This is a genomic window from Streptomyces sp. NPDC023573 (assembly GCF_055559735.1).
Genome location: NZ_JBVHKB010000011.1, coordinates 112116 through 135320, shown reverse-complemented (window position 1 = coordinate 135320; position 23205 = coordinate 112116). Strand labels below are relative to the sequence as shown.

13 protein-coding genes are annotated in these 23205 nt (G+C 69.8%); 6 read left to right on the top strand and 7 right to left on the bottom strand.

The features are described from left to right. Positions 1-14 precede the first annotated feature (14 nt). Positions 15-491, bottom strand: coding sequence for an ATP-binding protein (locus ACZ32T_RS30210; RefSeq protein WP_467370177.1), 477 nt, complete (start codon positions 489-491; stop codon positions 15-17). A gap of 147 nt (positions 492-638) precedes the next feature. Between ACZ32T_RS30210 and ACZ32T_RS30205 the strand changes: the two genes are divergently transcribed. Further along, entirely contained in the window at positions 639-1478 is an 840-nt protein-coding gene (locus ACZ32T_RS30205) for a helix-turn-helix domain-containing protein (protein ID WP_467370173.1), read from the top strand. Next, positions 1475-1678 (top strand): DUF397 domain-containing protein, encoded by a 204-nt coding sequence (locus tag ACZ32T_RS30200; RefSeq protein ID WP_467370171.1) that lies wholly within the window; start codon positions 1475-1477, stop codon positions 1676-1678. Before ACZ32T_RS30205 ends, ACZ32T_RS30200 begins: the two co-directional genes overlap by 4 nt. Positions 1679-1733: 55 nt before the next feature. On the opposite strand, the gene ACZ32T_RS30195 is transcribed toward ACZ32T_RS30200, so the two are convergent. The 3 genes from ACZ32T_RS30195 to ACZ32T_RS30185 form a co-directional block, all read right to left on the bottom strand. After that, positions 1734-6803 (bottom strand): class I SAM-dependent DNA methyltransferase, encoded by a 5070-nt coding sequence (locus ACZ32T_RS30195; RefSeq protein ID WP_467370169.1) that lies wholly within the window; start codon positions 6801-6803, stop codon positions 1734-1736. Positions 6804-6813: 10 nt separating this feature from the next. Further along, complete coding sequence (locus ACZ32T_RS30190) at positions 6814-9708, bottom strand: SNF2-related protein (protein WP_467370168.1); 2895 nt, start codon at positions 9706-9708, stop codon at positions 6814-6816. 121 nt (positions 9709-9829) lie between these two features. Further along, complete coding sequence (locus tag ACZ32T_RS30185) at positions 9830-11032, bottom strand: serine/threonine-protein kinase (protein WP_467370164.1); 1203 nt, start codon at positions 11030-11032, stop codon at positions 9830-9832. 278 nt (positions 11033-11310) lie between these two features. Between ACZ32T_RS30185 and ACZ32T_RS30180 the strand changes: the two genes are divergently transcribed. From ACZ32T_RS30180 to ACZ32T_RS30165, 4 genes are read left to right on the top strand one after another with little or no spacing between them, the layout of a single operon-like run. After that, positions 11311-12921 (top strand): TIGR02677 family protein, encoded by a 1611-nt coding sequence (locus ACZ32T_RS30180; protein ID WP_467370161.1) that lies wholly within the window; start codon positions 11311-11313, stop codon positions 12919-12921. After that, the gene (locus ACZ32T_RS30175) at positions 12918-14150 is read left to right on the top strand and encodes a TIGR02678 family protein (RefSeq protein ID WP_467370159.1); all 1233 of its coding nucleotides are present in this window, start codon (positions 12918-12920) and stop codon (positions 14148-14150) included. The genes ACZ32T_RS30180 and ACZ32T_RS30175 overlap by 4 nt, the downstream gene beginning before the upstream one ends. Further along, on the top strand, positions 14147-18262 hold the full coding sequence (locus ACZ32T_RS30170) for a TIGR02680 family protein (protein ID WP_467370157.1): 4116 nt from the start codon (positions 14147-14149) through the stop codon (positions 18260-18262). Before ACZ32T_RS30175 ends, ACZ32T_RS30170 begins: the two co-directional genes overlap by 4 nt. Next, complete coding sequence (locus ACZ32T_RS30165) at positions 18253-19512, top strand: TIGR02679 family protein (protein ID WP_467370153.1); 1260 nt, start codon at positions 18253-18255, stop codon at positions 19510-19512. Before ACZ32T_RS30170 ends, ACZ32T_RS30165 begins: the two co-directional genes overlap by 10 nt. A gap of 620 nt (positions 19513-20132) precedes the next feature. On the opposite strand, the gene ACZ32T_RS30160 is transcribed toward ACZ32T_RS30165, so the two are convergent. The 3 genes from ACZ32T_RS30160 to ACZ32T_RS30150 form a co-directional block, all read right to left on the bottom strand. Then, entirely contained in the window at positions 20133-20558 is a 426-nt protein-coding gene (locus ACZ32T_RS30160) for an SsgA family sporulation/cell division regulator (protein ID WP_467273474.1), read from the bottom strand. A 118-nt stretch (positions 20559-20676) separates the two neighbouring features. Then, entirely contained in the window at positions 20677-21702 is a 1026-nt protein-coding gene (locus tag ACZ32T_RS30155; protein WP_467370150.1) for an AraC-like ligand-binding domain-containing protein, read from the bottom strand. Between the two features lie 205 nt (positions 21703-21907). Further along, positions 21908-23161, bottom strand: a complete 1254-nt coding sequence (locus tag ACZ32T_RS30150) for an ABC transporter substrate-binding protein (RefSeq protein ID WP_467370148.1) — start codon at positions 23159-23161, stop codon at positions 21908-21910. Between the last annotated feature and the right edge of the window lie 44 nt (positions 23162-23205).

Here is a 23205-nt window from a genome sequence, read left to right as displayed (position 1 = left end):
AGCAGCGTATGGGATCAGCGGTCCGGCGGGGTGCTGATCTCCGCCCAGACGGTCTTGCCGGGAGCGGCGGTGCGGGGTGTGGTGCCCCAGCGGGTCGCGAGGGCTGCCACGAGGAGCAGGCCGCGGCCGGCTTCGGCGTCCGGCATGGGGGAGGCGAGGACGGGAATCCGCTCGGTGCGGGTGTCGGTGACCTCGATACGGATGGTTGTGGAGCCGGAGTCGGCGTCCGCGTCGATGGTCAGGCGGAGGTGGAAGTCCCGGCCGGGGACATGACCGTGGCGTACGGCGTTCGCGGCGAGCTCGGCGGCGATGAGGGTGACGGTGTCGTTGGCGGTCGTGTCGTACGGGTGGCCCCACTCGTGGAGCCGGTGCGAGACGAGGCGCCGGGCGAGCCGGGCGCCGCGTGGGGTGGATGTGAAACGCATGTCGAACTCCTGGCCGGAAGCGTGGAGTTCGCGCGAGGGCTGGGTGGGGTGAGTTGTGGATTTCATGCCGCCAACGGTGGCGCTGCGTGAGTACCGTTGACCAGGAGTGACGCGCGGACGGGTGCGGGCTGTATGCGTCGGTGCGGAGGGTGTGGGCGGTACGGAGCGTGACCGGTGGGACAGCCGGGGCGTTGGGCGTGGGAGGCACGGATCATGGACGATCGGGAAGTGGAAGCCGGGCACGAGGCCGAGCAGGGGGCTTCGGGCATCCTTCAGGTGTTCGGGCGGCAGCTGAAGCGGTTCCGGGAGTGGGCGGGGCTGGACCGGGCGGAGTTCGGGGCGGGTACGGGGTACTCGGCGTCGACCATCGCGGCGTACGAGCAGGGCAAGCGGATCCCGCCGGGGAAGTTCATCGACCAGGCGGATGAGTTGCTGGGTGCGCGCGGCATCTTGAAGGAGATGAAGGAGGAGGTGGCGCGGGCGCAGTACCCGGCGTTCTTCCGGGGCGCGGCGAAGCTGGAGAAGGAGGCCGTGGAACTGCACGTGTACGCGGTGCAGGCGATTCCTGGGCTGTTGCAGACGGAGGAGTACGCGCGGGCGGTGTTCGGTATGTGGATGCCCCTGCTGAGCGAGGCGGCCATGGAGGAAGGAGTCTCGGCCCGACTGGCCCGCCAGGTGATCCTTTCCCGGACACCCATGCCCACCATCAGCTTCGTGATCGAGGAGTCCGTACTCAGGCGTCCCATTGGTGGGGCAGGAGTGATGTGTGGACAGCTGGAGCAGATCCTGCTCGTCGGCCAGCGGCGCAATGTTGCGGTCCAGGTCATGCCGATTGAGCGTGAGGAACATGCAGGGCTGGCCGGGCCCTTCACCTTGATGGAAACCAAGGATGGGCGGAGGATCTCCTACACCGAGGTGCAAGGTGACAGCCACGTTCACACTGAGCGTGGCAAGGTGCGGGAGCTGGAAGCGGCGTACGGCATCATCCGAGCACAGGCTCTCACCCCGAGGGAGTCGCAAGCACTGATCGAGAAGCTGCTGGGAGAGAGATGAGCAAGGTAGTCGCTGGCCGGGTGGCTCAGGACTTGGACTGGTTCACGAGCAGTTACAGCGCGGGGAACGGCGGCGAGTGCGTGGAGGTGGCGAGCGCCGTTGGTTCGGTACACGTCCGCGACTCGAAGAACAAGGCTGGGGCTGTGCTGAGCTTCGACGCGGAGCAGTGGGCTACGTTCGTTGCCTTCGCGTCGCACTGACCTGTACGACAACGCGGGCCGCGCCAACCTCGGTTGGCGTGGCCCGTTCGTCTTCCTAGGCGTCGGCCTTCGCGGGCGGTGTCCACCTGCCGGCAGCGATCTCCGCGTCGAGGCGAGCGGAGAAGTGCGCGTGCGCGGCCCGCATCTCGGTCTCACGGTCGGCCTTGTAGAAGGGTGCGGTGTAGCCCTCGGGCGGTGGGGTGGTGGCTGGGTTGTCCATGTGATCGAGGAGCGCCGAGTACGTCTCCTTCTTCTGGCCGCGTCCATATACGTAAGGATCCGCTGCGATCCTGCGGCCGTTGGCGTCAAAGTACATCGCATCCTCCCGGTCGGACAGGATGGGGTATCGAGACTTGTAGATTGCCGCGAACTGGTCATTCGTAATACCCAGCCAGACGTCTACGAGTGCATCAATCTCCACCAAAGCGGCGCGGCGCTCGTATTCTGTCCGCAGTGGTGTTTTCACCTCCCATGAGGACGTCAAGTGTGAAGTAAGGGGAGCGGTGTTCGGCCAGTTCACTGCCCAATCTTCGTAATGAGGCCAGGTTGCGTGGAATAGTTCATCCCAGGCGGCTGCGTAGGCGTCTGTGAGGCAGTTCAGGCGAAGAGTGCGGATCAGGAGAGGAGTAGCCAAGGGGTGGTCCGGCACTGCATATGGCATCTTGTGGGCCTCGGCTGCGCGAAGGTGTGAGCGCCCGGTGATCCGCAGCAGATAGTCCAGTGAGATGGAATTCCAGAAGCCCGCATTCAAGAAGGTGAGTCGATTGTTTGAGAGTGCCAGAGATCCGACTGCGTCAACATGTGCTGGCCCCGGGGGGATTACGGCAGAGAAGAGACTGCGCTCATTACTTGGTGGAATCATGACGCGCCAAGCGAGTCGAAAATAGTCGCTGTAGGGGCGGTCGCCCCAATGGTCTTGGGCCGCAATGTATCGGTCGTGATCGCAGGCGCGAGTGTAGTTAGTGGTTGGAACCGCATCTTCGGCGAGGCTCGGCAGGTCCCAGTGGGTGTAGTCCAGGTTGCTGCGACAGGGAATGTTCGGTTGCTTACTCAGAGGGGTTGCAATGCTGAAATGTGGCCCTTGAAGGATTACTTCTGCCAGGCTTTTAGGCGTGCTGGTGGACCAGCGGATAAGGCCTTCCTGCTTGGCTGTTGTCTCGTTATAGCCGACGCTGATTCGGGGCGAATGCGGGCCCAGGCGACCTGTTGTTGAAGCCAGGGCAGAGATGGCGCCTTGCTCGTCAGTGGAAATGGGGTACAGCAGCGCAGCCTGGCTCGGGGGGGACGCGTCTTCCGTGCCTGCGAGACGGTGCCACTGAGTCAGTGTGTCGATGTCAACCTGGATGATCCGTGCGCGATGGGGACGCGCATCCCAGTCATCGTTGAAGCGAGTACCAGGTGCGGCCCCTTGGCCTTCGTGGCTCATAGACTCGGTCAGGGTTGTGGGCTCTACTAGCCAACTGAGATGTGAGAAGGCGGGTTCGCGGGCAGTTCCGTAGATGTGCATTCCAAAATGCTTGTTTCGGTGAACAGGTGGAGGGAAGAAGCGATTTCCCCTATTTACGAAGTCGGCATGTACCCGCAGGTGCCTGTAGGCTGCGCCGCGCAAGGCCTTCTCCTTGACCCCGCCGAAATGTGTATCAGGATGGATCATTCCCGCGGTTCCTGACGATCCGAGATTTACCCAAACTCGACACATGAATGCTCTATACAGATCAGGTCGAGTGCCCAGCAGCAACGGATTGGTTGCGGTGGAACTCAGCATCGCGACCATGCCAGTGTTTGCAGTCATCTCTCCCAGGAAGTAATGAAGTGCGCGGTCGGTAAGGATTTCGCCTTTACGGATCCGCCATTCGCTTACGCTGGGTTTGTCTTCCAGGGTGAACCATGGTTCAAGTTCAGCCAGGACTACGTCCTCCTGCCAATCTGGCCGCACCCACGGCGGGTTCCCCACCTGCAAGTCATACCCGCCCCGCTCAAAGACCTGCGCGTACTCCAACTCCCAATGAAAGAAACCCTGCTGGGTAGCGATGTCCTTCGCCCGAGCCGCCCAAGGGAACCGGGACTCCAGCCAGTAGGACCGGTCCATCCCCATCAAGTCCGGCAGCGCATCCTCATACGGCGTCAGCTCCGTAAGCGACTCGAACTCCGCGATCAGCGACTCCGCCGGCACATCCTGCGTCCCCAGCAGAGACTCCGCGAAGTCCAGCCAGTCGTCCAAGTTCGTCAGCGGGATCACCTCGCGGCGCCGCTCAGTGATTGACTCCTTGCGGCGGCCCATCCGGCGCTTGGCCACGGACTCCTGGGTCAAGGACAGCTGCTTGGCCTCCGTGCCGAAACCGGGGAGCGCCTCCTCCTCCCAGGACATCAGGACACCGGCGCTCTCGTCCTCGTCCTCCGCCCCCGAGACCGCCACCTCATACACGGCCGACTGCTCCGCCAGCTCCGCCGCCTGCCGGTAACGGGGATTCGTGCCATCCAGCAGCGACGCCTCCCGGACCGGCCAGAACCACAGCGCGGACCACGCGTCCATCAGCGTCTTCAGCCGCCAGTACGGCGTGTCCACCGCCTCAAGGTCCGCCAGGACCTCTTCTCGCTGCACTGCCTCCACCGGCTGCCGCAGCCACTCCGGCTCCGCACCCCAGACGTCGATCCTGCGGCTGATGTCCCGCTCGGAGATCTCCAGACGACGCACCACCAGCTGCCACAGGTACTCCGCCCGACGCGCGAGCCCCTGAAGCCGGGCCGTCTGCTTCGCGCTCGGCGACTTCGTGATCGCCTTGCGCCAGGCGCCCAGGGCCTTCGCCTCCTCCGGGGCCAGGGCCTTCGCCTCCTTCTCGGCGGCGACCGCGCCCCACTCCTTCGCCGGGAGCAGGAAGTGGTGGACCGAGCCGGTCGGCAGGCCCGCCGAAGCCTCCGTGAGCGGGAAGCGTTCCGGCGTGGCGCCCAGCCAGCCGCCCTTCTTCAGGCGGTCCGGACCGTAGATCTCCCGCCGGCCGCCGATCAGGGAGTTGCCCCGCCGCAGGTGGAGGCCGAACCACGGCGCCTCCATGCCCGGGTGCATCGTGTTCAGCCACAACGAGACCTCGGCCAGCTCGACCGCCGTCGAGTTGAGGTCCACGCCGTACGAGTTGTGCAGCGCGATGTACGCCTTGGCCTTCTGGAGCTCCACCGGGTACTGCTCGGTGTCGATGGCCCGGCCGGTCTCGTCCTGCCGGCGGCGCAGGTACTCGGCCGCGACCTGGTTGATGGCCTCGTTGAGGAACGCGCCCGAGCCGAGGGCCGGTTCGCAGATCTTCCAGTCCAGGAGTTCCCGGGCCGCCGTGACCGTGTCGTCCTGGTCGAGGCGGTGCTGCAAGGCCAGCTGGACCGTGACCTTCGTCAGGGATTCCGGCGTGTAGTACGAGGCCGAGGTCTGGCGGTCGCGGCCCGAGAGCCGGTAGACGAACGAGCCCGGTCGGTACCGGACCCGGACATCCGCGCCCGTCTCCTCGTCCCGGCGGCGTACGAAGACCGAATCCGCGTACTCGTCGGCCTTCGAGGACGGGATCAGCCAGGAGCCGTCCTTCGGGTCGCCGTTCTTCGCGACCTCGTACAGTTCCTCGCCCGCGATGAAGCCCGCGTACGACATCAGCCCCTCGTACACCGCGCCCAGCTGGTTGATGCCGAGCTGCGCGTACGAGATGAAGCCGCCGCGCTCGCCCTTCCTGCCCCGGGTGAGCATCAGTTTCCGCAGGACCTTGTACAGGGTCGCGTTGCGGAGGCGGGTGTCCAGGTAGCGCGGGCCGTCGTCCGAGTCGTCGTCGTGGCGGGGGTCCTTGACCGACTCGGCGCCGATCAGGCGGATGGACTCCGGTTCGAAGAGCTTCGAGTGCAGGGGCTCGAAGCGGAGGCCGACGTCTTCGGAGTCCTTGGCGCCCACCCCGTGCGTGCGGCGCGGCCGGTAGCCCTCCTGGACCTTGCTGAAGAGCAGGTCCAGGGACTCGTACAGGTAGACACCCTCGCGGGCCTTCTCGCCCACCAGGTCCCGCTCCGCGACGAGTTCGCCGAGGCGGCCGAGGCCGTACCCCTGGTGGTACTCCGGGTAGTCGGACGGCAGGATGCCCAGCTCCGGGCGGGCCTCCGCGTACAGGAGGAACAGGATGCGGTACAGGTAGCGGAGCGACTCGCGGGTGAGCTGCCGGGCGAGTTCCGGGAGTTCCTTCACGTCCTCCAGACGGACGCCTTCATGGCCGGCGATCCGTGCCAGTACCTCGTTCGCGATGAGTTCCACCGACTCGCGCAGGCCGTCACGGAGTTCGGACGAGACGCCCACGGCATGCTTCGTGGACTTGTCGACGAGCCCGGCGAGCGGGTTCTCGCCGCCCTCCTCCGGAGTGCGCAGCGAGTCCGCGCCGAACAGGGCGGCCAGGGTGTCGAGTTCCTGGCCGTCCTTGGTGTTGTTGCGGTCCAGGGCCGTGTCCAGGGAGGCCGCCAGGTAGCGACCCTCGCCCCATGCCGCCCGGTCCGCGAGGACGATCACGCCGCCGGCGAGCAGCAGCACGTACCGCGGCGCGTCCTCGCTCGCGAAGAGGAACGAGGCGAGCTTCGAGCCCGTACGGAGAGAGGCGGACGCGTCCAGCTGTACGGGGGTGAGGAGGCGGCCGGAGCCGTCCGGGTCCAGGGCCGCGTCCGGCTCGGCGGCCCAGCCGCAGTCCACCGCCACCAGACCCGGTTCGGAGTGCGCGACCGGGATCTCGTACGTGTGGTCCGCACGGGACACCGTCAGGGTCCGGGGCTTGGCGTCATAACCGAGGGCGCGGAGGACGGACGCGTTGAGAGTGGTCGCGCGCTCGCGCCACTCGGGGGCGTCGTAGGTCGTCGCGTCGTCGTGCGTGACCGCCGCCTCCGCGAAGAAGGCGCGGGTGCGGAAGTAGGGGCGGCGCAGGGTGCGCAGCCCCAGACGAGGGGTGACCGGGAGGGCTTCCGGGGCCGGTTCCTGATCCACGGACTCAGAGGACTTCGCCTCCTCCTCGCGGGTCTTCCAGGCGGCGAGGAGACCGGACTTGAGGTCCTTCGGGAAGACCTCGGCCAGGTAGTGCGCGGAGAAGTAGTCACCGCGGTTGACCAGGGAGTCGTACGTCATGGGGATTCTCCTAGGCGTGCGCGGCGGAGCCGTGGGCGGAATCGAGGACGGCCAGGACGCGCAGCATGGGCCGCCCCGTCGTCAGCAGGGAGTCGGCGAGGCGGGACAGGTCGTCCTTGGTCTCCTCGCCCGCGAGGGTGGGTTGTTCCCACTGGCCAAGGCGTTGCCGGTACTCCTCGATCGGGGCGAGGAGCGCCTTGTCCCACTCTGCGCTGTGGCGCGAGAGGAAGGCCTCCGCTGCCTCCAGGGCGGCCGGGATGCCGGCCTGCAGGCTGTCCACGGCGTGGGGCCGCAAGGGGTTGGCCATGGTCGGGCCGATGCCTGCCTCGCGCAGTGTCCCCACCATGTCGTCCGTGACGTGGTCGCCGGTGACAGCCATCCATTTCACGACCGTGGGGCGGCCGAGGGCATTGGAGTAGATGCCCTGCACGAGGTACACGGGGGCATCGACGTCGGCCGTGACGACCGGAGCCTCTTGGCGGCCCAGTTTCACCAGGACCTTGTCGGTCAGCCACTCCACCACCGGGTGGAGGTCGGTGAGCAGGGAGATCTCCGGCCAGCTGGAGGTGCCCGACTCGCGGGCCCGTACGAGGGCGCGGTCGGCCAGCTTGCGGTTGAGGGTGACAAGCAGCCGCTCGCTCAGGCGCTGCTCGCGGCGGTAGTCGGGCGGCAGCGCCTTCAGCCGGTGCACCAGGTCGGCCGGGGGCTTGAAGGAGATCAGGCCGTTCTCGGGGTCGCGGTCCATCCCGAGGGACTGCTGGGCGTCCGGGAAGACCTCCCGTACCGCCTCGTCGACGAACTCGCGGGTGGTCGTGAAGAGACGGGGCACGTGGGCCTTCGGCGGGGCGGCCGAGGGTTCGTCCGATGCGGGAGCCGCGACGGCGGGCTCGGCGGACACGTCGTCTACCTGGGCGAAGAAGCCGGCCAGGAAATCGTCCGCGCCGCCCGCCTCGTCCGCGGTGTGCTGGAGCGACTCGTCGACTGTCCGGCCCTTGAGCAGGTCCTGGATCAGCGACTTCTCCTCGGCCTCCGCGCGGTACAGGCCGGAGACCGCCTCCGCCGTGCCGAGCGAGCGGTGTGCCTCGTCCTCCCGTTCGAGGAGACGCTCGGCGACCGTGCGGTCGTCCTTCGCGCCGCCCACCTCGCTGGTCAGGATCAGGGCGCGGAACTGAGGCTTGTGGACCTGCCCGTAACGGTCGATACGGCCGTTGCGCTGCTCGATGCGGATCAGCGACCACGGAACGTCGTAGTGGATGAGCTGATGGCACTGCCGGTGGAGGTTGACACCCTCGGATGCCACATCACCGGTGAAGAGGATGCGTACGGGTGCGTCGGCGAGGCCGAAGTCCTCGATGCACTGCATCTGCTGCTCGTCGGACAGGCCGCCGTGCATCACGCGGGCCGCTTCCTCCAGGGCCTTGCCCTTGAACCCGAGCGCGGCCGGTACGGCGGACCGCAGCCACTCCAGGGTCTGGACGCGCTCGGAGAAGACCACGACACGTGTCTCGCTGCGCGGTCCGACGCCGATCGCCTTCAACTGCTCGACGAGAGCGGTGAACTTGCCGGAATCCTGCGCGGTCAGATCAGCCGTCAGCTCCCGCAGATACTGGAGGGCGGCCAGTTCGGCGCCCGTCGCGTCAGGGTCGTTCTTCTTCTCCAGCGTCTTGATGCGGGTGTCGACCGTGGAGCTCAGGGCGGCGTGCGAGGAGAGGAAGGATTTGAGCAGGATGTACGGGAAGAGCGGGACGTCGCTCACCGAGCGCCCCTCGGCGGGCAGCCATACCTGAGCCAGCTCGTCGAAGATCTTCTCCTCGGCCGGGGTCGCCGGGCAGTGCACCGACTCGGAAGGGCCTCGGTCGGCCCACTGGCCGGACATCTTCTCCCGTACCTCGGCGCTGACCTTGGTGCGGCGGATGAACAGGTGCTTGATGTCCTCGGCCGAGTAACGCTCCGGGTCACGGATCGCCGCCGGGTCGAGCAGCGCGATCAGCTCGGCGAACGAGCGGGCGTTGCCGTTGTGCGGGGTGGCGCTGGCGAGGATGAGGGCGTCCGTCTGCGGGGCGAGGAGCTGCGCGAGCTGGTTGCGCAGCGAACCGCGGTTGATCAGGTTGTGCGACTCGTCGATGACGACGGCGTCCCACCGGATGTGCTCCAGATGGTGCTTGTACTGATCGGTGTTCTTGAGGGTGTCGATCGAGACGATCACGCGCTTGAAGAACGTGAAGGGGTTGCGGCCGGCCGGGATCTCCCGCTGGATCCGCTCGATGCCCGCTGAGTCGAGGCGGATCAGCGGGATGGCGAACCGTGTCCACAGCTCGTGTTGGAACTGCTCCAGAACGTGCTGCGGGGTCACGACGAGGATCCGCTCGCCGCGGCCGCGGCGGATCAGCTCCGCGAGGGTGAGTCCGATCTCCAGGGTCTTGCCCAGGCCGACTACATCCGCGATCAACATGCGGGGGCGCAGGTTCCGGCCCGAGAGCGCGAGCTGCGCGGGCCGCTGCTGATAGGGGAGCGGGTCGAGGAGGAAGCTGTCGGCGAGGGCCAGGCCGCGCTCGGACTGGGGCAGCGGGGTCTTGCGCAGGATCGCTTCGAGGAAGAGCCGGCTGCGGCGGAAGTTCGGTGAGTCGTCGCTGATCAGAGTGGTCTTGGCGGGGTCCATCAACTCGATACCGGGCGCGCCGTCGCGGGTGCGCTCCAGGCCGGTGAAGAAGACGGCCTCCTGATCGCGGACGAACTCGGAGATCCCGACGGCCTCGATGCGGTCGCCGTCGTGATCGGTCCGGGTGACGTTCTTGACCAGCCATTCCTCGTCGCGTACGACGATCTGGGCGCCGGGCGGGAGACTCGTACCGGTGCTCGGGGCGGGCTGCCCACCGGAATGCCGACTGGACTGCTGGGCGGTCACCCGCGGTACCTCCTGATAGCTGCTGAACTGTGTAGATCTTCGTGCGGGCCACGGCTCCGGACAAGGGGCGGGGGTCACCTCGGTCCTGCGCGCCCCGGAGCCTCGCGGCGTGCCGTCCCGCTCAGAACGACGCCGTCGACGCGTACGTCTCCCGCAACTGCGCCGCGATCCGGAGCGCGGCGGCGGAACGGCGGGGGCCGGGACGCAGCGCGGGTGTGGGCTGCGGTGCGGCTTCGGGCGCGGGCTCGGTGTCCGGGGTGGCCACCGCTACCGTCGGGGTGTAGCCCGGCGGGTGGGCGGGGGTGGCGGACGGCTGCGGCAGTGGGATGGTCGGCGCCGTGGCCGCCGGGTTCGGGGCCAGGAGAGTCGACACCTCAGCGAGGGCCTCGGCGTCCGTCGACGGTGACGCAGGAGCCGGTACGGGGGAGGGTTCCGGCGGTTCGTACGCGACCTTGGCCAGGGAGGCCAGTTGCCGCCGGGCCTGGGCCACGGTCGCCCCGTGCGCCTTGATGACCGCAACGCACTCGGTGACGACCTCGTCCATCGTCGGACGGTCGTGTTGCGCGTACCGGAGCATGGACGAGAGGAGACCGACCAGTTCCTCGGGGGCTCCCGACAGATCGGGGGCCTTCTCGGGGTTGACGATGTGGCTGAACAGCACCTGCACGTGGTCGGCCTGGTACGGATAGTGGCCCGTGCTCATGAAGAGCAGCACCGCCCCGAGCGCGTACACGTCCACCGGGGCCGTCAGCGGTTTCTCCCCGTTCGCCTGCTCCGGAGACATGCAGGCGGGAGTGCCCATCACCATGTTCGGCGCGGTGAGGGAGGCGCTGGACTCGGCGAAGACGGCGAGGCCGAAGTCGATGATCTTGGGGCCGTTGGGGCCGAGCAGGATGTTTGCCGGCTTGAGGTCCCTGTGCAGCAGCCCTTGGCTGTGGACTCCGGCCAGAGCCTCGGCAAGCGTCGCTCCGAGCGAAGCGGCTGCCAGGGGCGACAGAACACCCCGGGTGTCGAGAAGCCGACGCAGGTCGGGTCCCTCCACGTACTCGGTCGCGAGCCACGGCCGCTCCGACTCCGTGTCGGCCTTCACGAATGCGGCGACGCGCGGTCCCCAGACCGTCTTGAGGACCTCGATCTCTTGGGCGAACCGCTGCCGGGTCTCCGAATCGACGACCGTGGGTTTGATCACCTTCACCGCGACGGCCTCACCGGCAGCGGACTCGCCGAGGTAGACCTGGCCCATGCCGCCGTGGCCGATCCGACCCAGCAGCGTGAACCCGCCCAGCTCGGCCGGATCGTCCGGGCTCAGCGGCGTTGCGTTCACTCTGGTCCCCACCTCGAAGGTCTGCCGAAGGCTGTGCGATGGCCGCGCGCGTACGGTCGGACGGTCGCGCGCCTACAGCCAAGGGTATCGGCGGTATCCGACAGCAGGTCCCGTTCGGGGCAGGTCACCCTTGCCCCGAACGGATACAGCCCGCGGGCGGTCGGGAGACGCCCTTCTCCGGCTTCGTCCTGACATCCTGAACCGGTCAGAACGGGGTGAATCGGCCGGATATTTCGGTCTCTTTCCGAGGTTGCCGCGCCTCAGGGACAATGGCGGCGATGACTGTCACCGCCCCCAGCGCTTCCGCCGGCCGCCTTCCCGAGCCGTCGGGCTTCGGCCCCTTCGCTCATCTCACGGTGCCGAACACCCCGCTCTACCGCCACGTGATGCGGACGTTCCTGACGGCCAAGGAGCGGTTCGCGGTTCACCTGCGGCCCGAGGACGTGCACACCGCGCTGCCGGCGGATGTCCGTCCCGCCGAGCCGGACGCCGTCGTCGGCGCGCTCGACAGGCTCGTCGGCTGGGGCAATCTGAGGGCGGATCCCGATACCGCCCGGGTGACCGCGGTCGAGGACTTCTACCGGAAGCGGTTCATCTACCAGCTCACGAGGGAGGGGGAGGCCGCCGAGGAGGCGCTGTCCGCCTATGACGAGGCGCTCGGGCGGCGCGGTGCCCTCCAGGCCGTGGCCCTGCACGACATCGTCACCCAGCTGCGCGCCCTTCTCGTGCTGGCTGCCGAGGAGCAGCCGGATCCGGCCAAAGCGCATCTGGCGCTCGACGCGCTGGCCAGCCGGTTCGCCGCGCTCGCCGACAACGCCCGGGCCTTCATGGGATCGCTCCAGCAGACCATCGACCTGCACGATGTCGAAGAGGAGGTCTTCCTGGCGTACAAGGACCGGCTCATCCAGTACCTGGAGCGGTTCATCCAGGACCTGATCACGCTGGGCGGACGGATCGCGCGGCTGATCCTGGAGCTGGAAGAGGACGGGAGGGTCGAGCCCCTGCTTCGCGCAGCCGCCGGACGGGAAGCTGTCGACGCCTCGCCGGAGGATGCCGCGAACGCGGAACGGGAGATGTACGAGCGGTGGGCCGCCCGCTGGTCGGGGCTCGGCGCGTGGTTCATCAGCAGGGACGGGCGCGAATCGCAGGCCAGGCTCCTGCGCGGCCGGGCACTCGGCGCGATTCCCCAGCTCCTCGCCGTCGTACGAGCGCTGAACGAGCGCCGGGCCGGCCGCTCCGACCGGTCGGCCGACTTCCGTACGCTGGCGCGCTGGTTTGCCGAGGCGCCCGACGACGATGCCCGGCACCGGCTGTGGCGGGCCGCTTTCGGCCTCTATCCGGCCCGGCACCTCACCGTCGACGCCGACACCCTCGCCGCCCGGGCGGCGAGGCCCGTCCCGGCCGCCACCCCGTGGGCCGAGGCCGAGCCGTTGCGTATCAGCCCGCAGCTGCGCCGCACCGGCAGCTACGAGCGGCGCGGCAAGCCCCGCAAGGTCGAGGACCGGGAGGAGCTGCGGCGCTCGCTCGCCGAGACCGCCGCCAAGCAGGCCGCCGAAACGGCCGCCGCCCGCGCCCGGCTCGTCACCGAAGGCGTCACGCGCCTGTCCGCCCTCGGCGACCTCGACCCGGCCTCCTTCGGGCTGTTCCTCCAGCTGCTCGGGGACGCCCTGGCCACATGGCGGCCCGGCATGCGGCACACCACAGCCACCAGCAACGACGGCTCCATGGAGATCAGACTCACCGCACTCGCCGACGGTACGACCGCCGAGGTCCGCACCCCCGGCGGAGTCTTCAGCGGCCCGGACCACCTCATCGAAATCCTCGACCTGACGGACGGAGACGGCCTGGTGGGCGGAGACCGTCCGACGGACGGAGAACCCCGACGATGACCACACCACTCGCCGAGGTCCTGGACGGCCAGCACGCCGCCGAGCTGCGCAAGGCCGCCCGCGCCCTGCTCAAGCAGCCACTTCTGCTCGCGCGCGGCCGGTACGCAGACGAGTTCCGCCTCGCCCGCCGGCACGCGTCGGAGCTACGGGAGTGGTTCGACCGCAACACCGGCTGGGCGCTCCAGGCGGACACGGAAGCCGCGCGGCTGCGCAAGAGTCCCGGTGTCCTGACCGACCCCACCCACCCCGCACGGGACACGACCCACGGTGCTGCCCCCTTCACCCGACGCCGCTACGTCCTGCTCTGCCTCGCGCTCGCCGCCCTCGAACGCGGCGAGGCCCAGATCGCCCTGGGGCGCCTCGCCGACCAGATCGTCCTCGACGCCGCCGACCCCCGACTCGCCGCGACGGGGATCGAGTTCGCCCTGGAGCGCCGAGACGAGCGCCTCGATCTCGCCGCCGTCGTAAGGCTGCTGCTCGGCCTCGGCGTGCTGAGGCGGGTCGCGGGCGAGGAAGAGGCCTACGTCAGCGGGGCGGGCGATGTCCTGTACGACGTCGAACGCCGGGTCCTCGCCGGGCTTCTGGCGTCCCGCCGCGGGCCCTCCACCGTCCACGCCGAAGTCTTCGACGACCGGCTCGCCGAACTCGTCGCCGAAACGGCCATGGACAGCGACGAGCTGCGCTTCCGCGCGATGCGCCGCTCGCTCACCCGCAGGCTCCTCGACGATCCGGTGCTCTACTACGACGACCTGAACGACGCCGAACTCGGCTACCTCACCCGGCAGCGCGGCTTCCTCACCGCCCGGATCACCGAGCTGACCGGACTGGTCGCCGAGGTGCGGGCCGAGGGGATCGCCATGGTCGACCCCGAAGACGACCTCACTGACCTCCGCATGCCCGAACAGGGCACCTACGGCCATGTCACCCTGCTGCTCGCCGAGCACCTGGCCGCCGCCGACGGCCCCGTCGATCTCGACGAGCTTGCCCTCCGAGTCCGTGAACTCGCCTCCCAGCACGGCGGATTCTGGTCGAAGTCCGCCCGGGAGCCAGGCATGGAGACCGAGCTCGTCGAACAGGCCGTCGCCCGGCTGGCCGCGCTCGGCCTGGTCTCCCGTACTCCCTACGCGGTCGTGGTGCGACCCGCCCTCGCCCGGTACGCGGTCGGCGAGACCGTCATCCGCGAACCCGGTTCCGCCCCCGTGCCTCCGCAGCGAAAGGCCACCCCGTGACCCGCCTCCCCACCCCGCGGCGTTCCCGCTGGCAACCCCTGCGCATCGGGCTCGTCGACCTGTTCCACTACGACGTGGAGGAGTTCCGCTTCCGGGACGGGCGCCTGCTGCTGCGAGGCAACAACGGCACCGGTAAGTCCAAGGTGCTCGCCCTGACCCTGCCGTTCCTGCTCGACGGCGACCTCAGTCCGCGTCGTGTCGAACCCGACGGCGACCCGGGCAAGCGGATGGAATGGAACCTGCTCCTCGGTGGCGAGCACCCGCACACCGAACGGCTCGGCTACACCTGGATCGAGTTCGGCAGGCTCGACGACGCGACCGGCGAGCAGCACTTCCGCACGCTCCTGTGCGGGCTCAAGGCCGTCAGCGGGCGGGGCATCGCCCGACACTGGTACGCCGTCACCCGCCAGCGCGTCGACCACGGCTCCACCGAACGAACGGAGGAGAGCTTCCGGCTCCTCGACGCCACCGGCACGGCCCTGTCCAGGGACCGTCTCGCCGAGGCCGTCGCCGGGCACGGCATGGTGTACGACCAGGCCAAGGCGTACCGCAGGGCCGTCGACGAAGCGCTCTTCGGCCTCGGAGAGCAGCGCTACGCGGCCCTGGTCGACCTGCTCATCCAGCTGCGCCAGCCCCAGCTCTCCAAGCGGCCCAACGAAGCCGCTCTCTCCCGCGCCCTCACCGAGGCGCTGCCGCCCGTGGACCAGGCCGTCATCGCCGACGTGGCCGAGGCGTTCCGCTCCCTGGACGAGGAGAAGGACGAGCTGACCGCCGCGTCCGCTGCCGAGCGGGCCGCCTCCGCCTTCCTGGAGCACTACCGGCGGTACGCCCGGATCGCCACCCGGCGCCGCGCCCGGCTCCCTCGCACCGAGCACTCCCGCTACGAGCGCGTGCAGCGAGATCTGGCCGAGGCCCAGGAGCGCCGAACCCGGGCCGAGGAGAAGCGAGCGGCGGCCGAAGAGGAGATCAGCTCCCTGGCCGAGACCGGTGAACGTCTGCGGGCCCAGGAGGCAGCCCTGCGCGAGGCGCCCGAGATGCGCGACGCCCGAGAGCTGGAGCACGCCGCCCAGGCCGTGACGCGAACCGGGCAGGCGGCGAACCGGGCGCGGGAGGATCAGCAGCAGGCGGACGCCCTTTACACCAAGGCCCTCGGGCGGCTCGGCACCGCCGACAACCGGCTGCGTGCGGCGCGGGGCCGCGCTGAAGAGACCTGTGCCCACGTGCGGGAGCAGGCAGCCGCCGCGCACGTCGCCCTGCCTGCGGACGACTTGCTGCCCAAGCCCGAATCGCGGCGGGCCGTCGAGGAAGCCACGGACCGCGCCCAGCGGGCGCTCGGCCACATCGAGGGCCGCCTCGAAGTGTCCGAGCAGTCCGCCGCCGAGCACCGCCGGGCGTCGGGCCGTCTCGACGAGGCGGAGACCGACCTCGCGCTGGCCGCCGAGACGCACGGCGAGGCGGAGGAGAACGCGGCGCGGGAGGGCCGGGCCCTCCTGGACGACGTACGCGAACGCGCCCGCGCCTGGAAGGAGCTGTCCTACGCCGACGCGACGGGCCTCCTGGACGAACTCCAGGAGTGGACCCGCCACCTCGACGGCCCCTACCCGGCGCGGGTCTCGGCCACCCGGGCGCACACCGCCCGCTCGGTGGACCTCGCCGACCAGGCGGCCGAAGCCGCCCGCGCGACCACGGAGCTGGCAGAGCGCACCGCCGAGGCCCGCCGCGAGCTCACCGCACTGGAAGCCGGCGCCGGACGCGAACCCCGGCCCCCGGCGACGCGCACCCCCGGCCTGCGCGAAACGCTGCCGGGCGCGCCGCTCTGGCGCCTGGTCGACTTCCGTGACGAACTGCCCGAAGCCGACCGTGCCGGGCTCGAAGCGGCGCTCGAAGCCTCCGGCCTCCTCGACGCCTGGGTGCTGCCCGACGGCTCCGCCCTCGCCGTGGACGGACACGATGTCCTTCTCTCCCCGTCGAACGGACCGGTGAGCGGGCCCTCACTGGCAGACGTTCTGGGCCCCGCCGTGGACTACGGCGATGGACGGGCCGCTGTCCTGGACGAGAGGACGGTGACCCGACTGCTGGCCGCCATCGGCCTCGACGGCGGGGAAGGAGCCACGACATGGGCTGCACCCGACGGGCGCTTTCGGGTCGGTGCGCTCACCGGTACGTGGGCCAAGCCCGCCGCCACGTACATCGGCGAGGGCGCACGCGAAGCAGCGCGCCGGGCCCGGGTCGCGGCGCTCGGTATCGAACTCGCCTCTCTGCGCGAGGAGTCGGAGAATCTCGCGGCTCGCTCCGCGGCGATCGCGGCACGCCGGCGCACGCTCGACGCCGAGCTCGCGGACGTCCCCGACGAGTCGCCGCTCACCAGGGCACACGCGCTCGTCAGCGCCGCCGCCGAGACCGTGCGCAAGGCCCGTGCCCGGTACGAAGGGCGTGCCACCGAGGTTGTCGAGGCGGCTGAACTCGCCGAGCGGGCTGCCGCCGAGCTCACCGAGGCTGCCGCTGATCTGGGGCTGCCCGCCGAACGGGCCGGACTCACCGCCGTGCGTCACGCCCTCGGCTCCCTCGCCACCGCGCTGGCGGCTCTGTGGCCCGCGCTGCGCGAACAAGGGGAGGCCGCACGGCAGGTGGACGACGAGCGTGCCGAGGCGGCCGAGGCGGAGCAGCGGGTCGTCGACCTCGCCCAGCGGGCGGAAGAGGCGGCGCGCGAGGCGGCGGCGGCCGATGAGCGGCACCGGACTCTGCGCTCCACCGTCGGCGCCGCCGTCGCCGAACTCCAACGGCGCCTCGCCGAGACCGTCGAGGCACAGCGGATCTGTGAGACCGACCGGAAGAACGCCGGGCAGCGTCACGCTCAGGCGGACCGGGAGGCGAGCCGGGCCGAGGGACGGATCGAGCAGCTGGAGAAGGACCTCGCAGAAGTCGTTGACGCACGTGCGGAGGCCATCGCCGCGCTCCAGCGCTTCACGGCCACCGGCCTGGTCGCGGTCGCGCTGCCGGAGGTCACCGTCCCCGCCTCGGACGACGGCCACTGGGCCGCGACCCCGGCCATCGCGTTCGCCCGGGCCATCGACTCCGGCCTGTCGTCCACCGACGACACGGACGCGGCCTGGGAACGCGTCCAGCGCCGACTCAGCGAGGAACTCAAGGCCCTTCAGGACACCCTGTCCCGGCACGGACACAGCGCGTCCGCCCGTATGGTCGAGGACGGCATGGTCGTCGACATCGTCTACCAGGGCCGTGAGCGCGCCGTGCCCGAACTCGCCGACGCACTCGCCACGGAGGTCGGCGAGCTCACCCGCATCCTGTCCGCGCACGAACGCGAGATCCTCGAAACCCACCTGATCACCGAGGTCGCCGGCACCCTCCAGGAACTCATCGGTGCCGCCGAACGACAGGTGCGGGACATGAACACCGAACTGGAGGACCGCCCCACCTCCACCGGGATGAGGCTCCGGCTGGTGTGGCGGGCCTCGCGCAAGGCCCCGTCCGGACTGGCCCAAGCCCGCGAGAGGCTGCGCCAGTCCGCGGACGCCTGGACGTCGGAGGATCGCGCGGCGGTGGGCGAGTTCCTCCAGGCCCAGATCGCCCGCCAGCAGTCCGACGACGGCCCGGGCAGCTGGCTCGAGCACCTCACCGCAGCGCTCGACTACCGCTCCTGGCACGAATTCGGCGTCGAACGCCACCAGCACGGGCGCTGGGTACCCGCCACCGGACCCGCCTCCGGCGGTGAACGCGTCCTCGCCGTGTCCGTACCGCTGTTCGCCGCCGCCTCCTCTCACTACGCCAGCGCGGGCAGCCCGCACGCGCCCCGCCTGGTCACCCTGGACGAGGCGTTCGCCGGCGTGGACGACGACTCCCGGGCCAAGTGCCTCGGCCTCCTGAGCGCCTTTGACCTCGATGTGGTCATGACCAGCGAACGGGAGTGGGCCTGCTACCCGCAGGTGCCCGGCATCGCCATCGCCCAGCTGTCCCGGATCGACGAGGTGGCGGCGGTCCTCGTCACCCGGTGGGAATGGGACGGCACGCGACGGCAGCGCCGCGAGGACCCCGTACGGGACGCCCTCCAGGACGCGCCCCGCGTTGAGGAGACCGAGTCGCTGTGGGGCTGACCCACGGGCCCGAGCCCGGCACCGAAGCAGTCGACAGCCCGCGGCTGGCCAGGCTGCTCGGCACGCCGGACCTCTCCTGGCTCGTCGAACGAGCACGCCGACGACTGGTGGCCGGGCAGCCCATGACTGGTTCCGTGTCCCTGGCCGATCCCACTCCGGCCCAGCGAGCAGCGGCCGAACGACTTCTCGCCCGGGCCCCCGGTGGCGGCAGGTCTCTGACCGTACGGCTGGAAGCGGTCGACGCTGTACTGCGCCGTTCGGGCGCCAGCCCGAACGGCCTCGCCGCCGCGGTCGCGGCGCTCACCGGGCCTGTCACATCGCTCGTCCGAGCCCGCCAAGAGGAGGAGGAAGCCTGGGGGAGGGCGCACACGCCGCTCGACGAGCTCGCCGCTACGGTCCCCGCGCTTGCGGAGTGGGCGGCCCGGATACGCGCCGACGGTCTGGCGCGGCGTCTGGGGCGCACACCAGACGTCACGTTCGGCCTGCTCACCGGTGTGTGTACCGCCCTGCACGCACTCCCCGCCGTCCCGGTCGTCTCGCTGCCCGCCTTCGCTGCCCGGGTCCTCGGCCGGGCTCACGCCCTTGACGACGGCACAGCGCTGGCCACCCTCACTCTGTCCGGGGCCCGTGCGCTGACCGGTTTCCACGATGGCCAGGGCGCCGAATGGCGACGTGAGGCCTGGGCCTCGGTGGGGCTGTTGCGGGACGAGCTGTCCTCGACCGTCCTGACCCTGAACCTGCGCGGCACCCCGGCCCTGGACCGCCTGGCCGAAGACGGCGAACCCTGTGTGCTCACCCTTCGCCAGCTCACCCGCAGGCCTCCGGCCGTCGCCGATCCCGTGGTGAGGATCTGCGAGAACCCGACCGTCCTCGCGGCGGCGGCCGACATGCTCGGCCCTGCCTGCCCGCCCCTGGTCTGCCTCCAAGGCCAGCCTTCCGCCGCCGCCCTCACACTGCTCCGGGGGTTGCACGACCACGGAGCGACCCTGTACTACCACGGGGACTTCGACTGGGGAGGGCTTCGGATCGCCGGCGTCCTTCGCCGCCGCGTCCCCTGGCTGCCCTGGCGCTACACGGCCGCGGACTACCGCGCCGCCGTGCTCCGCTGTGCCCAACCTCCGTTGTCACCGCTCGTCAGCACCCCGACGGAGACCCCCTGGGAGCCCGCACTCGCTACGGCCGTCGCCGAACTCGGTGTTCGTGTCGAGGAGGAGAGAGAGCTGGAGCTGCTGTTGTCCGATCTCACGTGAGGGTCGTGAACGTCCGTCTGGACAGGGGCAGTTGAGAGTGAACCGTTCCGGGTTCGGCGGAGACATCAGCAGGGACGGTGATGGGGTTCTCCCGGTGCGGCGCGAAGTCGTCGGCGTCCGAGACCGAGGAGTTCCTCCGCCCGGGGGCGGGGTGTTGCCGGCCGGCGGGCCTGGCCCATGATGTTGGTCGGAAAGAGGGTGCGGGGCACGACAGGTGAGCTGGCCTCCGGAGGTGGGGGTGGGCCCGATGGGTGACATGGCTTCGGCGGCCTGTTCACCGGCTGTCGGCCATGACGCTCGTTTGACGCTCCAGGCCGCCACACGCAGGACGGCGAGCTGAGAAATGGTCTCTGACCTGGGCTTTTCCATCACGTGCTCAGGTCGACATCTTTCGATGACGCATCATGTGGAATGCGTGGCGATCCTGGAGCCGGTGGGCAAGAGTGCCTGACCTGCGGTTTTGTGGTTCAGGTGGGGCACTCGACCTGGGCGTCCCAGCCTCACCCCTGGCAGCTCGCGCCGCAGCCGTCCTCGGCGAGATCGCACCGGTCGAACTGCCGGAGGGCTGAGGCGCCGTCGCTCGCCGGTGCCGCGACCGCCGACCGCTGTGGCCGGGTGCCTCAGTCCCGCGTGCCCGTGAGCTCGGCGAGCGCACGGTCCATGTCGATGTGAAGGCTCTCGGTTCCCGGGGGCACGAGCGCTTCGGTCCGCCTCAGGAAAGCGGCGACCACGGAGGCCGCGATGTCGATCAGCGCCGTGCCGGCGGCCGATCTCAGGACGATGCGCACGGAGTCGGAACGGCAGCGCGGCAGAGGGATCACCACCACGTCCCCGGTACCGGTGGGCCGGTGCAGACCTACCGCGAGCAATGAGCGGGCGAACACCCAGTCGACGGGGCTCGTCGCAGGCACTCCGATGGACAGCCGCACGGCGTAGGGGTCGGTGATGTCGTAGTGCAGCTCTGCGGGCAGCGGGGCGGGCATCTCGTCGGGGACGCTGACGTGCGCCACGGCCGTGTAGATGACCACGGGAACAGGCTGGATCATTTCACCCTCAACAATGGCTACGGGAACAGGCTTCTCTTCCGACCCTAGAAGCGGACGCGAGCCGTAGTTTGTCGATGGATGCATCGGACGTGTTCCGAGAAAGCACCGGGAGCCGTTCTCAGACGCCTATCAGCCGCGTGGCGGACGAGTTGTCCGACACCGAGGCCTGGGCATCGCGCCATTCGCGCGGTGAGATCCCGTAGGCGGACCGGAACACCCGGCTGAAATGCGCCGCACTGGTGAAGCCGCACCGGTGTGCCACAGCGGCGATGGCAGGGCAGTGGGGGCGCGCGAGTTCGCGGCGGCACGCCTCCAGGCGGCGCCGCTGTATCCATCGGCCCACGGTGGCGTCCTCGGTCTCGAAGAGCTTGTGCAGGTAGCGCAACGAGATGTGGTGCGCCTGGGCGATCACGTGCGGCGTGAGGTCGGGGTCCGCGAGGTGACGGTCGATGAACGCCTGGATCTGGAGAAGGAGCGCCCTGTTCCCTGCGGAGGTGTCCCTGCTCGCCCGGTCGAGCTGCTCGTCGGTCAGGACCCCGATCAGGTCCACGACGTTCCGGGCCATCAGCTCGCTGGCGCGCGGCGGATAGGTTCCCGCGCTGTCGACCAGCCTGGCCAGGAGAGGCGCGAGGAGGCTGCCCACAGGAGAATCCGCGCCGAGCGGCGAGGCCGTGACGTGGACCGTGTCGGACTCGCTGAGGCCCAGCACATCCTTCGGTACACGCAGGGACTTGGTCCTGAACGCCTGGGACAGGTGCATCCGGACCGGGCGTGCCAAGTCGTAGATGAAGATGTCCCCCGGCCCGAGGGACGCCGTACGGCCATCCTGCTCCAGCTGCGCGGATCCCCTGTCCAGCAGTTTCACGACCACGTAGTCGTCCGCGCCGCCCTGCGCGACGAGCCGGCGGGTCCGCAGGGCGGAAAGGCGGTCGCCGTCCACGGTGACGGCTTGGAGCCGGCCGAGCGATGCCGTGTGTATCGTGCCCGAACGCACCTCGTCAGGAACGGTCATGTCCACGGCGCCGAACGTCCGGGACAGGGCCTCGCGCCAGTGAGCACGCCTCAGGCCGAGGGGCTGCGACTCGGTGGTGTAGTGGGCGCCCGGGAGCTGTCCGGGCTCCGGTCTCGGGGATTGCGGCAACATGGTCTGTGTCCTTCGCTCGGTGTCTTACGCACACCGTGCCACCGGGCCAGAGCTCAGCACATCGCGTGAATCCGCTAGATCCGCCCATGTGGCCGGGCGAGGAGAGGGCGGTGGGTGCCGCTGTCGTGGACGGCTCCTGGCCGGCCCGTGCGGCCATGGGCCGTCGCGCCGGGTTCCGCCTGCCGGCAGCGCGTGGGAGGTCCGATCAGGAGCGGGTCGCGATCCTCTGCCCACGCTCCAGGGCCTCCTGCGGGGTGTTCTCGCCCGTGAGCGCGAGCTGGATCGCGGTGTATATGCCGGTCGCCGCCGCGGGCCACTTCACCCCCAGTCCGCTGGTCCGGGCCCGCGCCGCTTCGACGCTGTGGACGAAGGCCCTCATCGACGGGACCTGTTCGGCGTAGCGGGCGGCGACCTCGGGGCGTGAGGGCACGGTGAAGTGCTGCTCGGCCAGAGTGAGCATGCCGGCGGAGGTGTTCAGGCAGGCGAGGACCTGGGCGGCCTTCTTCTGCCGTGCCCCGGAATCGCTCCTGGGCACGGTCCACACCTCCCCGCCGAGCGGTGTGACGAGGGTCTTCCCTGCCTGCGGGACGGGGATGGGAGCCACTCCCCAGCGCAGGTCCTCGTCCTCGTGCAGGGCGGGAATGCGCCAGGGGCCATTGATCATCATGGCTGTCCTGCCGGCGGCGAACTGGTCGTGCACGTCCGCCTGCGTCCAGTTCAGCACCGACCGCGACATGGACCCGCTCTTCACCAGGTCGACCCACAACTGGAGTGCCTCCGCGGCCTGCGGGGTGTCCAGCCGCTCCTCGCTCCCGCCGTTCGACCACAGGAAGGGCATGAACTGCCAGCTGCCCTCGAAGGTGGCGTTCGCGTCGACCGCCATGCCGTAGCGCCCGTCACCGGTCAGCTCGGCTGCCGCCGCCTTCAGTTCGTCCCACGTCCTCGGCACGGCGACGCCCGCTTCGGCGAGCATGTCCTCGTTGTAGAAGAGCGCGATCGTGCTGACGTTGGGCGCGAGTCCGTAGACCTCGCCCTCATAGGTTCCCGCCGACAGGATGCCCTTGCCGAAGCCGCTGGAGTCGATGCCGAACCGGTCCAGCGGATTCAGCGCGCCGGACCGGGCGATCTGCTGCAGGTCGGGGTTGTCCAGCATCAGCAGGTCGGGCAGGGTGCCCGACGACGCCTGCCGAAGGACCGTGGGTACGAGCGAAGCCCCTGGAACACTCGTGTGCTCGACCCTCGTGCCGGCCTTCCTGCCGCAGGCGGCGAGCAACTCGCCCCACTGGGCGTGCTCCTCGGCGTCGGTGTAGTAGTCGAGGACGGTGATCGAGGTGACCCTGTCCGTGGAGCCGCCGTCCGTCTCGCCGCCGCATCCGGTGGCGGCCAGTACCAACGCCGCGGTACCGGCCCTCCAGAGGCGGGTGAGCCGCGGGGCGCGCGGGATGACTGGCCGGACCATGGTGATGCCCTTACCGAGTGAGTGAGCTGTCGGATGCCGGCTGC

What these genes read in the sequence shown, in the direction of transcription:
- ACZ32T_RS30160 (WP_467273474.1), bottom strand. Translation starts at nt 20,558, where the DNA reads ATGATCCAGCCTGTTCCCGTGGTCATCTACACGGCCGTGGCGCACGTC.
- ACZ32T_RS30175 (WP_467370159.1), top strand. Translation starts at nt 12,918, where the DNA reads ATGACCACACCACTCGCCGAGGTCCTGGACGGCCAGCACGCCGCCGAG.
- ACZ32T_RS30210 (WP_467370177.1), bottom strand. Translation starts at nt 491, where the DNA reads ATGAAATCCACAACTCACCCCACCCAGCCCTCGCGCGAACTCCACGCT.
- ACZ32T_RS30150 (WP_467370148.1), bottom strand. Translation starts at nt 23,161, where the DNA reads ATGGTCCGGCCAGTCATCCCGCGCGCCCCGCGGCTCACCCGCCTCTGG.
- ACZ32T_RS30195 (WP_467370169.1), bottom strand. Translation starts at nt 6,803, where the DNA reads ATGACGTACGACTCCCTGGTCAACCGCGGTGACTACTTCTCCGCGCAC.
- ACZ32T_RS30205 (WP_467370173.1), top strand. Translation starts at nt 639, where the DNA reads ATGGACGATCGGGAAGTGGAAGCCGGGCACGAGGCCGAGCAGGGGGCT.
- ACZ32T_RS30180 (WP_467370161.1), top strand. Translation starts at nt 11,311, where the DNA reads ATGACTGTCACCGCCCCCAGCGCTTCCGCCGGCCGCCTTCCCGAGCCG.
- ACZ32T_RS30155 (WP_467370150.1), bottom strand. Translation starts at nt 21,702, where the DNA reads ATGTTGCCGCAATCCCCGAGACCGGAGCCCGGACAGCTCCCGGGCGCC.
- ACZ32T_RS30200 (WP_467370171.1), top strand. Translation starts at nt 1,475, where the DNA reads ATGAGCAAGGTAGTCGCTGGCCGGGTGGCTCAGGACTTGGACTGGTTC.